This window comes from Streptococcus sp. Marseille-Q5855, assembly GCF_946901985.1.
Lineage (GTDB): Bacteria > Bacillota > Bacilli > Lactobacillales > Streptococcaceae > Streptococcus.
Genome location: NZ_CAMPPR010000002.1, coordinates 89,262 through 107,311, shown reverse-complemented (window position 1 = coordinate 107,311; position 18,050 = coordinate 89,262). Strand labels below are relative to the sequence as shown.

13 protein-coding genes are annotated in these 18,050 nt (G+C 40.5%); 6 read left to right on the top strand and 7 right to left on the bottom strand.

Going from position 1 to position 18,050, the window contains the following annotated elements:
• Nucleotides 1–5: 5 nt before the first annotated feature.
• The 5 genes from OC529_RS02970 to OC529_RS02950 form a co-directional block, all read right to left on the bottom strand.
• On the bottom strand, nucleotides 6–992 hold the full coding sequence (locus OC529_RS02970) for a LacI family DNA-binding transcriptional regulator (protein ID WP_262081439.1): 987 nt from the start codon (nucleotides 990–992) through the stop codon (nucleotides 6–8).
• A gap of 9 nt (nucleotides 993–1,001) precedes the next feature.
• The gene (locus OC529_RS02965) at nucleotides 1,002–1,802 is read right to left on the bottom strand and encodes a DUF1189 domain-containing protein (RefSeq protein ID WP_262081438.1); all 801 of its coding nucleotides are present in this window, start codon (nucleotides 1,800–1,802) and stop codon (nucleotides 1,002–1,004) included.
• A gap of 153 nt (nucleotides 1,803–1,955) precedes the next feature.
• Entirely contained in the window at nucleotides 1,956–2,798 is an 843-nt protein-coding gene (locus OC529_RS02960; protein WP_262081437.1) for a sugar ABC transporter permease, read from the bottom strand.
• A gap of 1 nt (nucleotide 2,799) precedes the next feature.
• Nucleotides 2,800–4,092 (bottom strand): carbohydrate ABC transporter permease, encoded by a 1,293-nt coding sequence (locus OC529_RS02955; protein WP_000414952.1) that lies wholly within the window; start codon nucleotides 4,090–4,092, stop codon nucleotides 2,800–2,802.
• A 109-nt stretch (nucleotides 4,093–4,201) separates the two neighbouring features.
• Nucleotides 4,202–5,473, bottom strand: a complete 1,272-nt coding sequence (locus tag OC529_RS02950; RefSeq protein ID WP_173224770.1) for a maltodextrin ABC transporter substrate-binding protein — start codon at nucleotides 5,471–5,473, stop codon at nucleotides 4,202–4,204.
• A 659-nt stretch (nucleotides 5,474–6,132) separates the two neighbouring features.
• Here OC529_RS02950 and malQ point away from each other — a divergent pair.
• From malQ to OC529_RS02935, 3 genes are all read left to right on the top strand, one after another.
• Nucleotides 6,133–7,650, top strand: a complete 1,518-nt coding sequence (gene malQ, locus OC529_RS02945) for a 4-alpha-glucanotransferase (protein WP_061439895.1) — start codon at nucleotides 6,133–6,135, stop codon at nucleotides 7,648–7,650.
• 25 nt (nucleotides 7,651–7,675) lie between these two features.
• Nucleotides 7,676–9,934 carry a glycogen/starch/alpha-glucan family phosphorylase gene (glgP, locus tag OC529_RS02940; RefSeq protein WP_262081436.1) on the top strand — a complete coding sequence of 753 codons (2,259 nt, stop codon included), beginning with the start codon at nucleotides 7,676–7,678 and terminating at the stop codon, nucleotides 9,932–9,934.
• A gap of 243 nt (nucleotides 9,935–10,177) precedes the next feature.
• Entirely contained in the window at nucleotides 10,178–10,384 is a 207-nt protein-coding gene (locus OC529_RS02935; protein WP_078706315.1) for a hypothetical protein, read from the top strand.
• A 341-nt stretch (nucleotides 10,385–10,725) separates the two neighbouring features.
• Here the strand turns inward: OC529_RS02935 and OC529_RS02930 are convergent, their stop codons facing one another.
• Nucleotides 10,726–11,574 carry a putative RNA methyltransferase gene (locus OC529_RS02930; RefSeq protein WP_262081435.1) on the bottom strand — a complete coding sequence of 283 codons (849 nt, stop codon included), beginning with the start codon at nucleotides 11,572–11,574 and terminating at the stop codon, nucleotides 10,726–10,728.
• Between the two features lie 150 nt (nucleotides 11,575–11,724).
• Here OC529_RS02930 and OC529_RS02925 point away from each other — a divergent pair, with 150 nt between their 5' ends.
• Both OC529_RS02925 and OC529_RS02920 read left to right on the top strand, forming a co-directional pair.
• A complete protein-coding gene (locus tag OC529_RS02925) occupies nucleotides 11,725–12,003 on the top strand; it encodes a DUF6110 family protein (RefSeq protein ID WP_000910910.1) in 279 nt (92 codons plus the stop codon).
• Nucleotide 12,004: 1 nt separating this feature from the next.
• Nucleotides 12,005–14,065 carry a heavy metal translocating P-type ATPase gene (locus tag OC529_RS02920; RefSeq protein ID WP_262081434.1) on the top strand — a complete coding sequence of 687 codons (2,061 nt, stop codon included), beginning with the start codon at nucleotides 12,005–12,007 and terminating at the stop codon, nucleotides 14,063–14,065.
• Nucleotides 14,066–14,144: 79 nt separating this feature from the next.
• Here OC529_RS02920 and tyrS read toward each other — a convergent pair whose 3' ends face one another.
• A complete protein-coding gene (gene tyrS, locus OC529_RS02915) occupies nucleotides 14,145–15,401 on the bottom strand; it encodes a tyrosine--tRNA ligase (RefSeq protein WP_050243306.1) in 1,257 nt (418 codons plus the stop codon).
• 141 nt (nucleotides 15,402–15,542) lie between these two features.
• On the opposite strand from tyrS, the gene pbp1b reads away from it, so the two are divergent.
• On the top strand, nucleotides 15,543–18,008 hold the full coding sequence (gene pbp1b / locus OC529_RS02910) for a penicillin-binding protein PBP1B (RefSeq protein WP_262081433.1): 2,466 nt from the start codon (nucleotides 15,543–15,545) through the stop codon (nucleotides 18,006–18,008).
• The last annotated feature ends 42 nt before the right edge of the window (nucleotides 18,009–18,050 follow it).

Here is an 18,050-nt window from a genome sequence, read left to right as displayed (position 1 = left end):
GGTTTTTATTTTTCTATAATTTTATGGGCAATCAACTGGCGGTAACAAATTTGTTTATTGCTTTTAGCATCATTGATAATCTGAAGAATCGTTTCAAATGATGTTTGACCAAGTTCTAGGCTATTGATATCTATATAGGCTGCCAAATTGAGCTTGGGATTAACCGAGTCAAAGCTGAGAACAGGGACATCCAGTTGGTGTTTGGCAATATAGTCACAGACCCCTTCGGCTAGGAGGCTATCGGTTGTGATGATGGCATCAATTTGTGGATCGTGCTTGAATAATCGCTTGCTAAATTTATAGCCCTTTTCTTCCAGAAACTCGTCTGCAAAGTAGATGCGATTGGTGTCAGTGGTAAGTTTGTAATGTTTAAGCGCCTGTTCATAGCCTGTTAAACGGTCTTTGGTCACGAAGAGCTTTTTACTTCCTCCGATAAAGGCAATGCGTTTGCAGCCTTTTTTGATGAAATATTCGGTTGCATCAAAACCAGCTTGAACATTGTCGTTGTCGACAAGTGGGATGAAAGGAGATAGAGATTTACCTAAGATAAGGAAGGGGAACTGTTCTTCTGCTACGAGTTTTACGAGAGGGTCTTCTTCTTGGGCATAGAGAAAGATTAGCCCATCTACACGCTTGCCGTAGACCATTTGTGAAATAGCGTTGAGACGCTCCTTCTCATCTTTCCCTGTTGCTATCTGAATGGCATAGTGATTTTCAGATGCGACTTGAGAGATGCCACGTAGAACCGATGGAAAGAAAGGATTCTGGTAGAAGGCGTCTGAGTCATCAGGAAGAACTAAGCCGATAACTTGCGTATAACTGCTTACCAAGCTACGAGCGTTGAGGTTGGGATGGTAATTGAGCTCCTTCATAGCCTTGCGAACGCGTTTTTTTGTTTCGTCGCTAATGGTTGATTTATTTTGAATAACACGGGTTACGGTTGAAGGTGAAACACCAGCAGCCTTGGCCACGTCTTTAATCGTAACGGGCATAAAAATCTCCTATTTATGGTAATCTGGATCACGGAAATGTGTTTTATAAAAGATAGTGACCAGATACAGAACAAAAAGAATGTTTTGTACAGTAATCAGGGTTGACATATTTTGACCAAATAGTCCCAAAATAAGTGTAATCAGAGTTGGCAATCCTAAACAGTTCAAGATAAAGTGATAGCACTCTTTAAAGGTTCTAAATGAAAAGAGGCGTGATTTCTTAGTGATATAAAGGAGAAGACTAGCTCCTAGAGAGACGATAAAGAAATTCAAACCAAAGAGGAAGCTAGCACCGAGAACTAGGAAGAGACTGATATAGACACGATTTTGTTGGTACCAGTCTTTAGAAATCGCTTGGGTTAAGCTGTCTTTGCTTTTGAAACTCTCAGTATCAATCGCTCTATAAGAGACGCGGGTCAGTTCCTTACTTTCCTTGCTGATGACCAGCTCATTTGTATCGAAATGCAGTTGCAAGTCCTTAGGTAATTCCTTGCTTTGACTGGGGCCAATCACAACAGAAGGTGTTTGATTGGCAGTTCCTGTATAAGTAAATTTACCATCAACAATTGCAGCATGCTCAGAGAGATCCTGGACAACCTCATCTGTCAATGGTTCATAGACATTATCGATAAAGGTTTCTAGGGGATAAGTCTCCTGTGAGCTGTTTTGGATGGCAATGGGTACCATCGACAAGCTGATAAGGAAGATACTGGTAAAGAGAAGTTGAAACCAGTTGAGCCCGAAACGTTTGGATAGGGGCTTACGAAATCCCCAAATACTTGAAAAATAGGAAAATGGATATGGAAGCATAGGTATCTTTCTAAAAGGTGTTTTCTATATGAGTATTATTATATAGAGAAATGTACTTTATTTCAAGTCTAGGAGAAAAATTGCTTGTTGAGAGAACATTTTTCATAATCCTCATCAATAGGCTTCAAAATGAAAAAGGGTGGCGGGGATATATTATCCCTTGTCGCCACCACTTGTAAGTCCTGAAACAAAGTTCTTTTGTAGGAAGAAGAAGAGAATACTGATTGGAAGGGCGATGAGGATAGCACCTGCTGAGAAGTAGGCAATCTTCAAGTTCTTCGCATTGTTAACGAAGGTTTGGAGACCAACGGCAACTGTGAAGTATTCTTTCTCACGAAGCAAGAAACTAGAGAGGATGTAGTCCCCAAAAGGTCCCATGAAGGCCCAGAGAGCTTGTACGGCAACCATTGGGCGAACAAGTGGAAGAACAATTTGCCAGAAGCGGCGGAAGTGTCCTGCACCGTCTAATTTTGCAGATTCGTCTAAAGACATTGGTACTGTATCGAAGTAGCCTTTCATGAGCCAAGCATTCATCGGGATACCACCACCAACGTAGAGGAAGATGAGGAACCAGCTATGGTTAAGGGCGTTCAACATAAGCGCCATAACGAAGAAGGCTGTCAAAGCGGCCATGGTTGGCACCATTTGGATAATCAAGAAGAAGACCAAACTTTGCTTACGGGCCAAGAAGTTGTAACGGCTGTAGGCATAACCAGCAAGTACGATGATACTTGTTTGAACAACCATAGTAATCAAGGCGATAATCAAAGTGTTGAGGTACCAAGTACCGTACAAGGTTTCAGTGAAGAGGCCTTTAAAGTTATCAAAATTGAGATCGATATTAGTATCCAGTTTAAAGGCTGAGACATTACCTGCTTTAAAGGCTGACATGATGGTAATCAAAAGTGGATAGATAATCACGATTGATAGGCCAATTAAGTAGAGGTAAGTAAGGGTTTGAGTCAGTCTACGTTTGAGTTTAATTGAGTTATTCATCTTAGACATCCTCCATATCAAATGCGTGTAGTTTCTTGAATGCGATCATAGAGATTGAGATGACAATGATAGAGATAATCAAAGTAACAGCTGCCGCCATTGAGTATTGAGGAGATGTACCTGTTGTCAAACGGTAGATCCATGAGATCAAGATATCGGTTGAACCAGCTCCACCTCCGACACTACCAGGTCCTCCACCATTGAAGAGGTACATGATAGAGAAGTTGTTAAAGTTGAAGGTGTATTGGCTAATCAAAGTAGGTGCTGCAACAGCCAAGATCATTGGGAAAGTGATGTTGCGGAATTTTTGCCAAGCATTAGCACCGTCAATATAAGCTGCCTCGTAAAGGTCGTTAGGAATAGATTGCAAGATACCCAAAGTCAAAACGTAGATGTATGGGAATCCGAGCCAACCTTGCATCATAATCAAGGCAATCTTAGTCCAAGTTGGGTCTGTTTTCCAAGGTATAAGAGCCCCATCAAGGAAAGGAAGGAATTTAGCAAAGATTGGCAATACTTGAGTGTTGATAGCTCCGACACTATCGTTAAACATGTTTGAGAATGTCAAGATAGTGATGAAGGCTGGAACAGCCCAAGGAAGAAGGAAAATAACACCGAAGATACGTTTTCCTTTGATAAATGGTTGGTTAGCAATGATAGCTGTGAAGATACCAATTACGATTTGTAAAGTAGAGGCTGCCAAAGCCCAGATGATAGTCCAAGAAAGAACAGAACCAAAGGCAGAACGGAAGGTACTCAAGCTCCAGATATTACTAAAATTTGTCAAGCCAACCCAGTCCAACAACTTGTTTGGTGGTAAGTGTTGGAAGTCATAGTTAGTAAAGGCGATCATCAAGGTTACGATAACTGGGAAGATAATCGCAAAAGTCATGGCAACATAAGATGGAATAATCAAGAGGTAAGGGAAGCCATTTTCATAAATCCCTTTGATCATGTCTTTGAGTGTGCGTGGAACTGGAATTCCATTGTTAATGCGTTTTGCAATCGTATGTGCATCTTTGATATTTGCGAAATAAAAGAGTACATAAACAACTACAAAGATTAAATGGAAGGCACCACGAATCAGCATAAAGAGGGAATTATCACGACCTGGCTTGTCACCAAGAGTGATGAGGTTGCTCAATTCAGGGGCTGCAAGTGCTAGGAAGTAAAGGACAAATACGATGGTTACACCAAGGAAGATAAAACCTTTAGCTTTTTGTTTATTGTAAATCTGTCCTAACCCAGGAATGATAGACAGCAGGGCTGCTTTACTAGGTTGTTGCTTTTCCATAATAACTCCTTTCATAGGATACCGCTTTTTATAAGAAAGCTAAATTATTTGTGTTTCTATTGATAAATTCAAAGGGGGATTTGATTTCCACCCCCCTTGAACAAATTTGTTATTCACCAAATTTTTGTTTGATTGTTTCTTTAATCAATGTTACAGCATCGTTAGCAGATGTTTTCGCATCTTTTTGACCACTTACAGCATCAAAGAGCATGTTTTTCGCTGGATCCCAAACTGCAGACATTTGAGAGATGTTTGGCAGTGGCTGAGTGCTCTTGAACTGTTTGATAACAGCTGTTGTCAACTCATCGTTTTTACCTTCAGCGTATGAACGAGCTTCAGTATTAGCTGGGATTTCATTAGTCTTATCGTATAAGGCTTTTTGTTGTTCAGTTGAAACAAGGAAGTCTACAAATTTTTGTGCGGCTTCAAGGTTCTTAACGGCTTGAGGGATGACCCAGGCTTTACCACCACCGAATGCAGCATATTCTTTTCCATTTGGAAGAGTTGGAATAGTTGCAACTCCGTAGTTTACTTTAGCATCTTTGAAAGCTTGAGCTTTCCAAGGTCCGTCGATGATAGCAGCTGTTTTACCTTCTTGGAAATGAGTTTGGATCAAGTTTCCAGCACCTTCTGTATCTTGCATACCTTTAGGCCATTTTTCATACCAAGATTTAGCGTAGTTGATACCTGCGATAGAACCGTCGTTGGCAAGACCGATGTCTTTAGGATCTTTACCATTTTGACCGAATACGTATCCGCCGTTACCAGCAAGAAGTCCGTATGCATAGTAGAAGTTTGTCCAGTCAGCTAGGAAGGCAGTAGTTTTGCCATCTTCTCCAGCGAAGGCATATTTGCTATCCTTAGCAAGGTTTTCCAAGTCAGCAAATGTTTTTGGAGCATCTTTTACCAAGTCTTTGTTGTAGTACATAACAAGTGACTCGATCACGGCAGGAGCACCGTAAACTTTACCATTAGCAGCAGTTACAAGAGATTTAGTTGTGTCGTCTGTTTTAGCACCATCGCTCAATTTCACTTCTGAAAGTTGTCCGTCAGAACCAAGGCTACCTACACGGTCGTATGGAGCCATCATAATATCAGGGACATTACCAGATTGGTTGTCAAGAGAAAGTTTATCAAGACCTCCTAGAGCATCACCAGTTTTAAGAGTAATTTTTACGCCTGCTTCTTTTTCATAAGCTTTAGCAATCTCTTCAATATAGCTCTTATATCCTTCGTCTACATATACAGTGAGTTCTTTGGCTTCAGATGAACCAGAATCAGCAGGCTTATCAGCAGTTTTGCTTCCGCAAGCTACCAAAAGCAAGCTAGCAAGTGTAACAGTTCCAAGCACAGCAGCGCTCTTCGTGAATTTAGATGACATAGTGTATTCCTCCTAAAGAATAACAAGTTTTATTGATAAGGAAAACGCAAACGTTTTCCTTTATGAGCTTAGTATAGCACAAATAGAAAACGGTTGCAAGTGTTTTTGTTAAAAATTTTAAAAAAATTTTAAGCTTGATTTGATAGCATGATTTTGCTTTTTAATAGAAGAAAAGTATGAAATAGATAAGAATACAGTATTTTTAATAAAAAATAGATGGAATCTGTCTAAAGAGGGAAATTAGGAGGGTCTACCTCCCTGTTTCTAATCCCTATCTATTTTCTATAGACATTTGTGTCTTCTTGCATCTAAATTCAAGTTTTCTAAGGAGGTTTTGCACTTTTTAGACTGTCCCATGAGGCTCAAACTTTAGGATTAGATAGTTTTAATACTCTTCGAAAATCAAATTCAAACCGCGTCAACGTCGCCTTGCCGTACTCAAGTACAGCCTGCGGCTAGTTTCCTAGTTTGCTCTTTGATTTTCATTGAGTATAAGTTATCTTTGCTAAAATGGGTTAGTCTCCTTAAAAATAATCAAAAAAGTTTTTTAAAAACGCTTGCAATTATGCTTGAAAAGGAGTATACTTGTAAGTAGCGCAAACGTTTGCGTCTGCAAAAATACGCAACGTTCCATTAATTTTAACACATGAGGTGCTATTATGAAAAAACGTCAAAGTGGTGTGTTGATGCACATCTCTTCTCTCCCAGGAGCTTACGGAATCGGATCATTTGGTCAAAGTGCTTACGACTTCGTTGATTTCTTGGTTCGTACAAAACAACGTTACTGGCAAATCCTTCCATTAGGAACAACTAGTTACGGGGATTCTCCTTACCAATCTTTCTCAGCTTTCGCAGGAAACACTCATTTTATCGATTTAGATATCTTGGTGGAGCAAGGTTTGTTGGAAGCAAGTGACCTTGAAGGAGTTGACTTTGGTAGCGATGCGTCTGAAGTTGACTATGCTAAAATCTACTATGCACGTCGTCCTCTTTTAGAAAAAGCGGTGAAACGTTTCTTTGAAGTCGGAGATGTTAAAGATTTTGAGAAATTTGCTCAAGATAACCAATCATGGCTTGAGCTCTTTGCTGAGTATATGGCTATCAAAGAGCATTTTGACAATCTTGCTTGGACTGAATGGCCAGATGCGGATGCTCGTGCTCGTAAAGCTTCAGCACTTGAAAGCTACCGTGAGCAATTGGCAGACAAATTGGTTTACCACCGTGTGACTCAATACTTCTTCTTCCAACAATGGTTGAAATTGAAAGCTTACGCTAACGACAACCACATCGAAATCGTTGGGGACATGCCAATCTACGTAGCGGAAGATTCAAGCGATATGTGGGCAAATCCACATCTCTTCAAGACAGATGTCAATGGTAAGGCTACTTGCATCGCAGGATGCCCACCAGATGAATTTTCTGCAACTGGTCAGCTTTGGGGTAACCCAATCTATGACTGGGAAGCAATGGATAAAGACGGTTATAAATGGTGGATTGAACGCTTGCGTGAAAGCTTCAAAATCTACGACATCGTTCGTATCGACCACTTCCGTGGTTTCGAATCTTACTGGGAAATCCCTGCTGGTTCTGATACAGCAGCACCTGGTGAGTGGGTCAAAGGTCCTGGCTACAAGCTCTTTGCAGCCGTTAAGGAAGAACTTGGTGAGTTAAACATCATCGCAGAAGACCTTGGTTTCATGACAGATGAAGTTATCGAGTTGCGTGAACGTACTGGCTTCCCAGGAATGAAGATTCTTCAATTTGCCTTCAACCCAGAAGACGAAAGCATCGATAGCCCACACTTGGCACCTGCTAACTCAGTTATGTACACAGGAACACACGATAACAACACGGTTCTTGGCTGGTACCGTAACGAGATCGATGATGCGACTCGTGAGTACATGGCTCGTTACACGAACCGTAAAGAGTATGAAACAGTGCCACATGCTATGCTTCGTACAGTCTTTTCATCAGTTAGCTTTATGGCAATTGCAACTATGCAAGATTTGCTAGAATTGGATGAGACAGCTCGTATGAACTTCCCATCTACCCTTGGTGGAAACTGGTCTTGGCGTATGACTGAAGAGCAATTGACACCAGCTGTTGAGGAAGGTTTGCTTGACTTAACAACAATCTATCGCCGAATCAATGAAAATTTGGTAGAATTAAAGAAATAATACAATATCAGGAGACATCTTAAACATGTTATCACTACAAGAATTTGTACAAAATCGTTACAATAAAACCATTGCAGAATGTAGCAATGAAGAGCTTTACCTTGCCCTTCTTAACTACAGCAAGCTTGCAAGTAGCCAAAAACCAGTTAACACTGGTAAGAAAAAAGTTTACTACATCTCAGCTGAGTTCTTGATTGGTAAACTCTTGTCAAACAACTTGATTAACCTTGGTCTTTACGACGATGTCAAAAAAGAACTTGCAGCTGCAGGTAAAGACTTGATCGAAGTTGAAGAAGTTGAATTGGAACCATCTCTTGGTAATGGTGGTTTGGGACGTTTGGCTGCCTGCTTTATCGACTCAATTGCGACTCTTGGTTTGAATGGTGACGGTGTTGGTCTGAACTACCACTTTGGTCTTTTCCAACAAGTTCTTAAAAATAACCAACAAGAAACAATTCCAAATGCATGGTTGACAGAGCAAAACTGGTTGGTTCGCTCAAGCCGTAGCTACCAAGTACCATTTGCAGACTTTACTTTGACATCAACTCTTTATGATATTGATGTTCCTGGTTACAAGACAGAAACGAAGAACCGCTTGCGTTTGTTTGACTTGGATTCAGTTGATTCTTCTATTATTAAAGACGGTATCAGCTTTGACAAGACAGATATTGCTCGCAACTTGACTCTCTTCCTTTACCCAGATGATAGTGACCGTCAAGGTGAATTGCTCCGTATCTTCCAACAATACTTCATGGTTTCAAACGGTGCGCAATTGATCATCGACGAAGCAATCGAAAAAGGAAGCAACTTGCATGACCTTGCTGACTACGCAGTTGTGCAAATCAACGATACTCACCCATCAATGGTGATTCCTGAATTGATCCGTCTTTTGACTGCACGTGGTATCGAACTTGACGAAGCAATCTCAATCGTTCGTAGCATGACTGCCTACACTAACCACACAATCCTTGCTGAAGCCCTTGAAAAATGGCCTCTTGAATTCTTGCAAGAAGTGGTTCCTCACTTGGTACCAATCATCGAAGAATTGGACCGTCGCGTGAAAGCAGAATACAAAGATCCAGCTGTTCAAATTATCGATGAGAGCGAACGTGTTCACATGGCTCACATGGATATCCACTACGGATACAGCGTTAACGGGGTTGCGGCACTTCACACTGAAATCTTGAAAAATTCTGAGTTGAAAGCTTTCTACGACCTTTACCCAGAAAAATTCAACAACAAAACAAACGGTATCACTTTCCGTCGTTGGCTCATGCATGCTAACCCAAGATTGTCTCACTACTTGGATGAGATTCTCGGAGAAGGTTGGCACCATGAAGCAGATGAGCTTGAAAAACTTTTGTCTTATGAAGACAAAGCAGCTGTCAAAGAAAAATTGGAAAGCATCAAGGCTCACAACAAACGTAAATTGGCTCGTCACTTGAAAGAACACCAAGGTGTGGAAATCAATCCAAACTCTATCTTTGATATCCAAATCAAACGTCTTCACGAGTACAAACGCCAACAAATGAACGCTTTGTACGTGATCCACAAATACCTTGACATCAAAGCTGGCAACATCCCTGCTCGTCCAATCACAATCTTCTTTGGTGGTAAAGCAGCTCCAGCCTATACAATCGCTCAAGACATCATCCACTTAATCCTTTGCATGTCAGAAGTTATTGCTAACGATCCAGCAGTAGCTCCACACTTGCAAGTAGTTATGGTTGAAAACTACAACGTTACTGCAGCAAGCTTCCTTATCCCAGCATGTGATATCTCAGAACAAATTTCACTTGCTTCTAAAGAAGCTTCAGGTACTGGTAACATGAAATTCATGTTGAACGGAGCTTTGACTCTTGGTACTATGGACGGCGCTAACGTGGAAATCGCTGAGTTGGTTGGAGACGAAAATATCTACATCTTTGGTGAAGATTCAGAAACTGTTATCGACCTTTACGCAAAAGCAGCTTACAAATCAAGCGAATTCTACGCTCGTGAAGCTATCAAACCATTGGTTGACTTCATCGTTAGCGATGCAGTTCTTGCAGCTGGAAACAAAGAGCGCTTGGAACGTCTTTACAATGAATTGATCAACAAAGACTGGTTCATGACTCTTCTTGACTTGGAAGACTACATCAAAGTCAAAGAGCAAATGTTGGCTGACTACGAAGACCGTGACGCATGGTTGGGTAAAGTCATCGTTAACATTTCTAAAGCAGGATTCTTCTCATCTGACCGTACAATTGCTCAGTATAACGAAGATATTTGGCACTTGAACTAAGATACAAATTTATACGAATACATTTTGTAAAAAAGCGAGTTTCGATTGAAATTCGCTTTTTTTGAATGCTGTGGATTTGGGTCAATCTTGTCTAAAAATAGGGAAATCCTAGATACAGTGAAGGCTTTAAATGCTGGTTTTTACGGTCTTTCAGCTTCAAAATCTACTTAAAAATCACCTCAAATTTCTTGTATTCGCTTACATAAAGTATTATAATATGATTATAGGAAAGAAGGTGTTCTTATGTGGAAAAAATATTTTTCAAAATATAAATGGACTGATTTATTTTGGATACTATTTGTTATTTTGACATGCCTCTTGACGGGTAATAATACTCTTTTCCCCCTTACCCATCAAGAAATCTCTTATCATGGGTGCTTATTGGGAATTACACTTGCCTTATATCACTTGCTATTTATTGATAAGTTTGTTATCTCGAATCGAAAATAAAGATTAGGGCTATGCTTAACTGTGTACTTTTAGAATTTATTTTGGAGGGAAGATTTTGTCTCTATTATTTATTATTTTAAATTTATTTATCTTGTACAAGATTTATTCTTTGAGGCGGGAGAAATCGAAATACTTGATTTATGCGGCCTATATCATATTTGGAATAAATGTACTATATGGTATTCAATGGTTATTAAAAGAATTGGTTTCAACTATTTCCCCTTAATGTGTATGGAAACTATAACAAAACGCATAAGATTAAGGTTTTTGAGTACCTGTTCTTATGCGTTTTTGTAATATTGAAGATTTTCGGTAAGTTTTATACCTTTGGGAAGTCTAGTTTAGAATGCTCTCCCAACCAAAATCTCTGCTTCAATGGTAATCTCTGTCAGTTGGCTCCAGTCAATCTTGCTCTGGTCAACGTGAAAGAGGAGAGGGGTCATGCTGAGTAGGGCTTGAAGTTGCTCTGTTGTGATAGTCTTAGTCAGAGAGGCCGTTTGGTTAGATAGGATGGTAAAGTTTTCTTGGAAATGTTCCTTAATGTCTTGATTAGAATAATCCTTGTTTGTCAGCTGGTCCTGTACTCTTTGACGGATTTCTTTGAGGTGATTTTCAGTTGGAATAACCTTTATCAAGATACCGTCTTTGGATAAAACGCGACGAAATTCTTCATAGTTGGCAGGTGAGAAGATATCAAGCAGGATATCCATGCTAGCGTCTTTTATAGGAAGTCGTGCCAAGTCACCAACGAACCAGTTGACTGCCCAGTTTGGTTCACTCTTGGCAGCGATTTGGACTGAATCTTTGGAGATGTCAAAGGCATAGAAAGTTTTGTCAGGATGCCTTTCTTGGAGCTTGCGAGAATAGAATCCTTCACCACAGCCGATATCCAAAATTGTTTTGGCATTTTTTGAGTTTGAAAGTAAATCAGAGATAGCCTCTAAGATGGCCCGATAAAAGCCGGCTTCTAGGATTTGTTGCCGGTTTTGAAAGTTTTCCTTGTCGTAGTTGACAGATTGCTTGATTTGAGGGGCTAGATTGACATAGCCAAATTTCGCCAAGTCAAAAGAATGACGGTTGCAGCACTTGAGACTAGTCTCTAGCAGAGTCAGATTTTCTTGACAGATAGGGCAGGCAAAGGCAGTCGCAGAAGCAAAACGCTGGAGTTTAGGTTTGAGATTTGTATTCATAGTTTAAGTGTATCAAAAGAGGCAAATGAAAGCAACTTTAGGATGATTTGTAATAAAATTAAATAGTAGTATCATTACTTTTCAAAGTACCAAAATTAAATTGCTTTTATATCCAAAATGCTATATAATAATGATAAGGAGGAAATAAGTATGTTAAAAGAAGTATTAACCGTCGCAAAAGTTGCGAAAAAATCATCACTCTTTTTGGGTGGTGTCGCATTTGGTACCCTTGGTTTGAAAATCTTGGCAAGTAAGGAAGCTAAAAAAGGTTATTCTAAAGCTTTGGCTAAGGCTTACAAGTTGAAAGATGGGCTAGATGCATCTGTTTCTGTTGTGAAACAACATGGAGACGATGTTTTGCAAGATGCCAAATATTTGTACGAGCAAGAGAAAAAAGAAGAGCAATTAGATAGCCTTATAGGAGAATAATATGTCTTTTAAAGTGCTACATAGAGGATACCAACATATCCGACTATCATCTTCTTTTTCACTCACCTTGGATATTCAAGACTATCTTCGTTCCTTGGCGAGAGATGAAAAGGGGATTGAGTCTATCCAGTTTTACATGGATCAACAGCACTTTACTCTACGCATAAAAGAAGGCTTTTCTGTATTAGATAATGCAGAAGCCTTTTTAAAAAGAATTGATAAAGGGAAAGTTTCTGAGTTGATGACTCTTCCCATTCGTAGAGAAGAGAGTGCTTATTCTATTGTTTCAGGTGCAGCGATTAAGCGTGTGCTTTTTCGTAGTTTTGTGCCGTATCCTATTCGCTATATATGGACTTGTTATCAGGCTTTTGGCTATATTAGAGAAGCCTATCAAACACTAGCGCGTAAGGAACTAACGATGGAAGTCTTGGACTGTTCGGCGATTTTATTGTCCTTGTTTATGAACCAATCCAAGACAGCTAGCAATATCATGTTTATGCTTGATTTGGGGAATCATTTAGATCAGTGGTCCTTGAAAAAAACGGCAACAGATTTAGAACAAAGCCTTCTTGCAAAAGAGAGCGACGTATTCTTAGTACAGGGCGATACGGTTGTTAGTATCAAGAGTTCCGATGTTCAAATAGGAGATGTCTTGATCTTATCTCAAGGAAATGAAATTCTGTTTGATGGACAAGTAGTTTCAGGTTTAGGTATGGTCAACGAAAGTTCCTTGACGGGAGAGAGTTTTCCAGTTGAAAAAAGAGAGTCTGATTTGGTTTGTGCAAATACAGTATTAGAAACTGGAGAGTTGCGCATTCGTGTAACCGATAATCAGATGAACAGCCGGATTTTACAACTGATTGAGTTGATGAAGAAATCTGAAGAAAACAAGAAAACGAAACAACGCTATTTCATCAAGATGGCGGACAAGGTCGTCAAATATAATTTCTTGGGGGCTGGGCTGACTTACCTATTAACAGGTTCTTTTTCTAAGGCTATTTCTTTCCTATTGGTCGATTTCTCCTGCGCTTTGAAAATCTCTACTCCTGTAGCTTATTTGACAGCTATCAAGGAGGGGTTGAACCGTGAAATGGTGATTAAGGATGGAGATGTTCTGGAGAAATATCTGGAAGTTGATACTTTCTTGTTTGATAAGACAGGAACCATCACAACTAGCTATCCGATAGTTGAAAAGGTGTTACCTTTTGGAGACTATAGTGAGGAAGATATTCTCAGAATCAGTGCCTGTCTTGAGGAACACATTTATCATCCTATTGCTAATGCCATCGTCAAGCAAGCTGAGATAGAGGGGATTGAACATGAGGAAATGCATGGGAAACTCCAATATATTGCAAGTAAGGGGATTAAGTCCCATATCGATGGTCAACCAGTTCTTATTGGGAATTATGTCTTGATGCAGGATGAGCAGATTCATATCAGTTCAGAACAACATGCTTTAATTGAAGAGTACAAGAGTCACTACAATCTCTTATTCTTAGCTTATCAGAATGAATTGATTGGAATGTTCTGCATTCATACTCCTTTGAGAAAAGAAGCTAAGGCAGCCTTGGAGAAACTTAAGGCACAAGGGAAAAAATTGATTCTGGCAACAGGGGACACCTTGGTTAGAACAGAGGAATTAGTCAAAGATTTGCCCTTTGATCATGTCTATACAGACTTGAAACCTGATGGGAAATTTGAGTTAGTAGAGGAACTGCAGAAAGCAGGTCACACTATTTTGATGGTTGGAGATGGCTTGAATGACTCAGCGGCTCTAACCCTATCAGATATCGGTGTGGTGATGAATGAGAGTGCAGATATTTCTAAGCAGATGAGCGATATCTTATTGTTAGATAATCGCTTGGATTTCTTCCAAGAGTTGGATTGGCTATCATCATCTTTGCAAACACTCATCAAGAAGAATATTCAGGATACCGTTGTCGTAAATAGTAGTTTGATTGGCCTTGGCTTGTTTAATTGGCTCAGTCCTTCAAATCTCTCTATCTTACATAATCTAACAACCTTGCGCATTGTACTGCGTAGCCTGTCTATTAAGGGATAGGTGGGGGACTATTCACAGCAAAAAAGGAGTTACCTTTCTCGAGGGTGACTCCTTTTTTTATAGGTAAATGTTGAACAATTTAGTAAGTCAATACAAAGTATTTTTTCTTCCCACGACGGATAACAGTCAGTTCATTCTCTAACTTATCTGCGTCACTCAAGACATAGTCAAGGTCTTGGATACGGTCGCCGTTGACGTAGATAGCTCCGTTTTGGACATCTTCACGGGCTTGGCGTTTTGAGCTAACCACACCAGACGAAACGAGCAGTTCCACGATATTGTGGTTTTCGTCTGCTTGAACTTGGTAGTTTGGTACACCACGAAGTCCTTGTTTGAGTTCTTTAACAGAAAGGTTTTTGATGTTTCCTGCAAAGAGTTGCTCAGTGATGTTGAGGGCTTCTTTGTAGGCTTCTTCACCGTGAACAAGTGTAACGACTTCACGAGCCAAGACTTTTTGAGCCAAGCGTTCGTGTGGAGCCGCTTCAAATTGTTTGCGGATGTCTTCAATCTCATCAAGTGACAAGAAAGTAAAGATTTTCAAGAAGCGAACAGCGTCAGCGTCCATAACGTTCATCCAGAATTGGTACATTTCGTATGGAGAAGTCTTTTCAGGATTGAGCCAGACTGCGTTTCCTTCTGATTTACCAAATTTCTTACCAGTTGCATCTGTGATCAGTGGAACAGTGATAACGTGGCCTGTCTTGTCAGCCTTACGACGAAGCAATTCAGTACCAGCTGTCATATTTCCCCACTGGTCAGAACCACCGATTTGAAGAGTGACATTATGGTCTTGGTTAAGGACGAAGAAGTCGTACCCTTGCATGATTTGGTAAGCAAACTCAGTGTAAGAAATTCCAGTTTCAATCCGTTTTTTAACAGATTCCTTACTCATCATGTAGTTGACCGTGAAGTATTTTCCAATGTCACGGAGGAAGTCAATGAAGCTGATGCTGCCAAACCAGTCGTAGTTGTTGACCATGACAGCTTTATTTTCGCCATTTTCAAAGTCAAGAAAACGAGAAAGTTGTCCTTGGATAGACTTGACCCAGCCATTTACTGTGTCTTTTGTTTGGAGACTACGTTCAGCATCTTTGAAGGACGGATCTCCGATGAGACCTGTGGCACCGCCAACGAGCGCATAAGGTTTGTGACCTGCTAGTTGCAAGCGACGACTTGTCAAGATTGCGACAAGGTGGCCTAGGTGAAGGCTGTCAGCAGTTGGATCGTAGCCAGTATAATAAGAAACTTGACCTTCTTCTAGGGCTTTACGCAAAGCTTCTTCATCAGTCGTTTGAAATATCAAACCACGCTCTTTTAGCTCATCAAAAATGTGCATGTGTCTTTTCTCCTTTTTAAAATTATTGTTTCTACCTATTGTATCACAAACTTGGGCAATAGCCTAGCAGAATAGGGAAGAAAGTGGCTATTTTATTGAAAGTTTCCCTTTTATGGTATAATAGATAGAGTGAGGAAATCCATGCAAAATCAATTAAATGAATTAAAACGAAAAATGCTGGAATTTTTCCAGCAAAAACAAAAAAATAAAAAATCAGCTAGCCCTGGCAAGAAAGGTTCAAGTGCCCAAAAATCTAAATCTCTAGATAGGCCAGCCATTTTTCCAGCTATTTTACTGAGTATAAAAGCCCTATTTAACTTACTCTTTGTGCTCGGTTTTCTAGGAGGAATGTTGGGAGCTGGGATTGCTTTGGGGTACGGAGTGGCCTTATTTGACAAGGTTCGGGTGCCTCAGACAGAAGAATTGGTACATCAGGTCAAGGACATCTCTTCTATTTCAGAGATTACCTATGCAGATGGGACGGTGATTGCTTCCATAGAGAGTGATTTGTTGCGCACTTCTATCTCATCTGAGCAAATTTCGGAAAATCTGAAGAAGGCTATCATTGCGACAGAAGATGAACACTTTAAAGAACATAAGGGTGTAGTACCCAAGGCGGTGATTCGTGCGACCTTGGGGAAATTTGTAGGTTTGGGTTCCTCTAGTGGGGGGTCAACCTTGACCCAGCAACTGATTAAACAGCAGGTGGTTGGGGATGCACCGACCTTGGCTCGTAAGGCGACAGAGATTGTGGATGCTCTTGCCTTGGAACGCGCCATGAATAAAGATGAGATTTTAACGACCTATCTCAATGTGGCTCCCTTTGGCCGAAATAATAAGGGGCAGAATATTGCAGGAGCTCAGCAGGCAGCTGAGGGGATTTTCGGTGTAGATGCCAGTCAGTTGACGGTTCCTCAAGCAGCATTTTTAGCAGGACTTCCACAGAGTCCCATTACTTATTCCCCTTATGAAAATACTGGAGAGTTGAAGAGTGATGAAGACCTAGAAATAGGCTTGAGACGGGCTAAGGCAGTTCTTTACAGTATGTATCGTACAGGTGCCTTAAGCAAAGACGAGTATTCTCAGTACAAGGATTATGACCTTAAACAGGACTTTTTACCATCGGGCACGGTTGCAGGAATTTCACGAGACTATTTATACTTTACAACTTTGGCGGAAGCTCAAGAACGTATGTATGACTATCTAGCTCAGAGAGACAATGTCTCCGCTAAGGAGTTGAAAAATGAGGCAACTCAGAAGTTTTATCGTGATTTGGCAGCCAAGGAGATTGAAAATGGTGGTTATAAAATTACTACTACCATAGACCAGAAAATTCATTCTGCTATGCAAAGTGCGGTTGCTGACTATGGCTATCTTTTAGACGATGGAACAGGTCGTGTAGAAGTAGGAAATGTCTTGATGGACAACCAAACAGGTGCTATTCTAGGCTTTGTAGGTGGTCGTAATTATCAAGAAAATCAAAATAATCATGCCTTTGATACCAAACGTTCGCCAGCTTCTACTACCAAGCCCTTGCTGGCCTACGGGATTGCTATTGACCAGGGCTTGATGGGAAGTGAAACGATTCTCTCTAACTATCCAACAAACTTTGCTAATGGCAATCCGATTATGTATGCTAATAGCAAGGGAACAGGAATGATGACCTTGGGAGAAGCTCTGAACTATTCATGGAATATCCCTGCTTACTGGACCTATCGTATGCTTCGTGAAAAGGGTGTTGATGTCAAGGGTTATATGGAAAAGATGGGCTACGAGATTCCTGAGTACGGTATTGAGAGCCTGCCAATGGGTGGTGGTATTGAAGTCACAGTTGCTCAGCATACCAATGGCTATCAGACCCTAGCAAATAATGGTCTATATCATAAAAAACATGTGATTTCTAAAATTGAAGCAGCAGATGGTAGAGTGGTGTATGAGTATCAGGATAAACCGGTTCAAGTTTATTCAAAAGCTACTGCGACAATTATGCAGGGATTGCTGCGAGAAGTTCTATCCTCTCGTGTGACAACAACCTTCAAGACGAATCTGACTTCTTTAAATCCTACTCTGGCTAATGCAGATTGGATTGGGAAGACTGGTACAACCAACCAAGACGAAAATATGTGGCTCATGCTTTCGACACCTAGATTAACCCTAGGTGGCTGGATTGGGCATGATGATAATCATTCACTGTCACGTAGAGCAGGCTATTCCAATAACTCTAATTACATGGCTCATCTGGTAAATGCGATTCAGCAAGCCTCACCAAGCATTTGGGGGAACGAGCGCTTCGCTTTAGATCCTAGTGTCGTAAAATCCGAAGTCTTGAAATCAACAGGTCAAAAACCAGGGAAGGTTTCTGTTGAAGGAAAAGAAGTAGAGGTCACAGGTTCGACTGTTACCAGCTATTGGGCTAATAAGGCAGGAGCGCCAACGACCAGTTATCGCTTTGCTATTGGCGGAAGTGATGCGGATTATCAAAATGCTTGGTCAAGCATTGTGGGGAGTCTACCAACTCCATCAAGCTCCAGCAGTTCAAGTAGTAGTTCTAGCGATAGCAGTAACTCAAGTACTACACGACCTTCTTCTTCAAGGGCGAGACGATAAGTTCTATAAACTGTGCTAAATGAAGTGGCTAATCAATTGATT

Excerpts from the sequence above, each read along its gene's own strand:
- OC529_RS02970 (WP_262081439.1), bottom strand. The coding sequence starts at position 992 with ATGCCCGTTACGATTAAAGACGTGGCCAAGGCTGCTGGTGTTTCACCT.
- pbp1b (WP_262081433.1), top strand. The coding sequence starts at position 15,543 with ATGCAAAATCAATTAAATGAATTAAAACGAAAAATGCTGGAATTTTTC.
- OC529_RS02930 (WP_262081435.1), bottom strand. The coding sequence starts at position 11,574 with ATGAATACAAATCTCAAACCTAAACTCCAGCGTTTTGCTTCTGCGACT.
- glgP (WP_262081436.1), top strand. The coding sequence starts at position 7,676 with ATGTTATCACTACAAGAATTTGTACAAAATCGTTACAATAAAACCATT.
- OC529_RS02935 (WP_078706315.1), top strand. The coding sequence starts at position 10,178 with ATGTGGAAAAAATATTTTTCAAAATATAAATGGACTGATTTATTTTGG.
- OC529_RS02960 (WP_262081437.1), bottom strand. The coding sequence starts at position 2,798 with ATGAATAACTCAATTAAACTCAAACGTAGACTGACTCAAACCCTTACT.
- tyrS (WP_050243306.1), bottom strand. The coding sequence starts at position 15,401 with ATGCACATTTTTGATGAGCTAAAAGAGCGTGGTTTGATATTTCAAACG.
- OC529_RS02920 (WP_262081434.1), top strand. The coding sequence starts at position 12,005 with ATGTCTTTTAAAGTGCTACATAGAGGATACCAACATATCCGACTATCA.
- OC529_RS02955 (WP_000414952.1), bottom strand. The coding sequence starts at position 4,092 with ATGGAAAAGCAACAACCTAGTAAAGCAGCCCTGCTGTCTATCATTCCT.
- malQ (WP_061439895.1), top strand. The coding sequence starts at position 6,133 with ATGAAAAAACGTCAAAGTGGTGTGTTGATGCACATCTCTTCTCTCCCA.
- OC529_RS02925 (WP_000910910.1), top strand. The coding sequence starts at position 11,725 with ATGTTAAAAGAAGTATTAACCGTCGCAAAAGTTGCGAAAAAATCATCA.
- OC529_RS02950 (WP_173224770.1), bottom strand. The coding sequence starts at position 5,473 with ATGTCATCTAAATTCACGAAGAGCGCTGCTGTGCTTGGAACTGTTACA.
- OC529_RS02965 (WP_262081438.1), bottom strand. The coding sequence starts at position 1,802 with ATGCTTCCATATCCATTTTCCTATTTTTCAAGTATTTGGGGATTTCGT.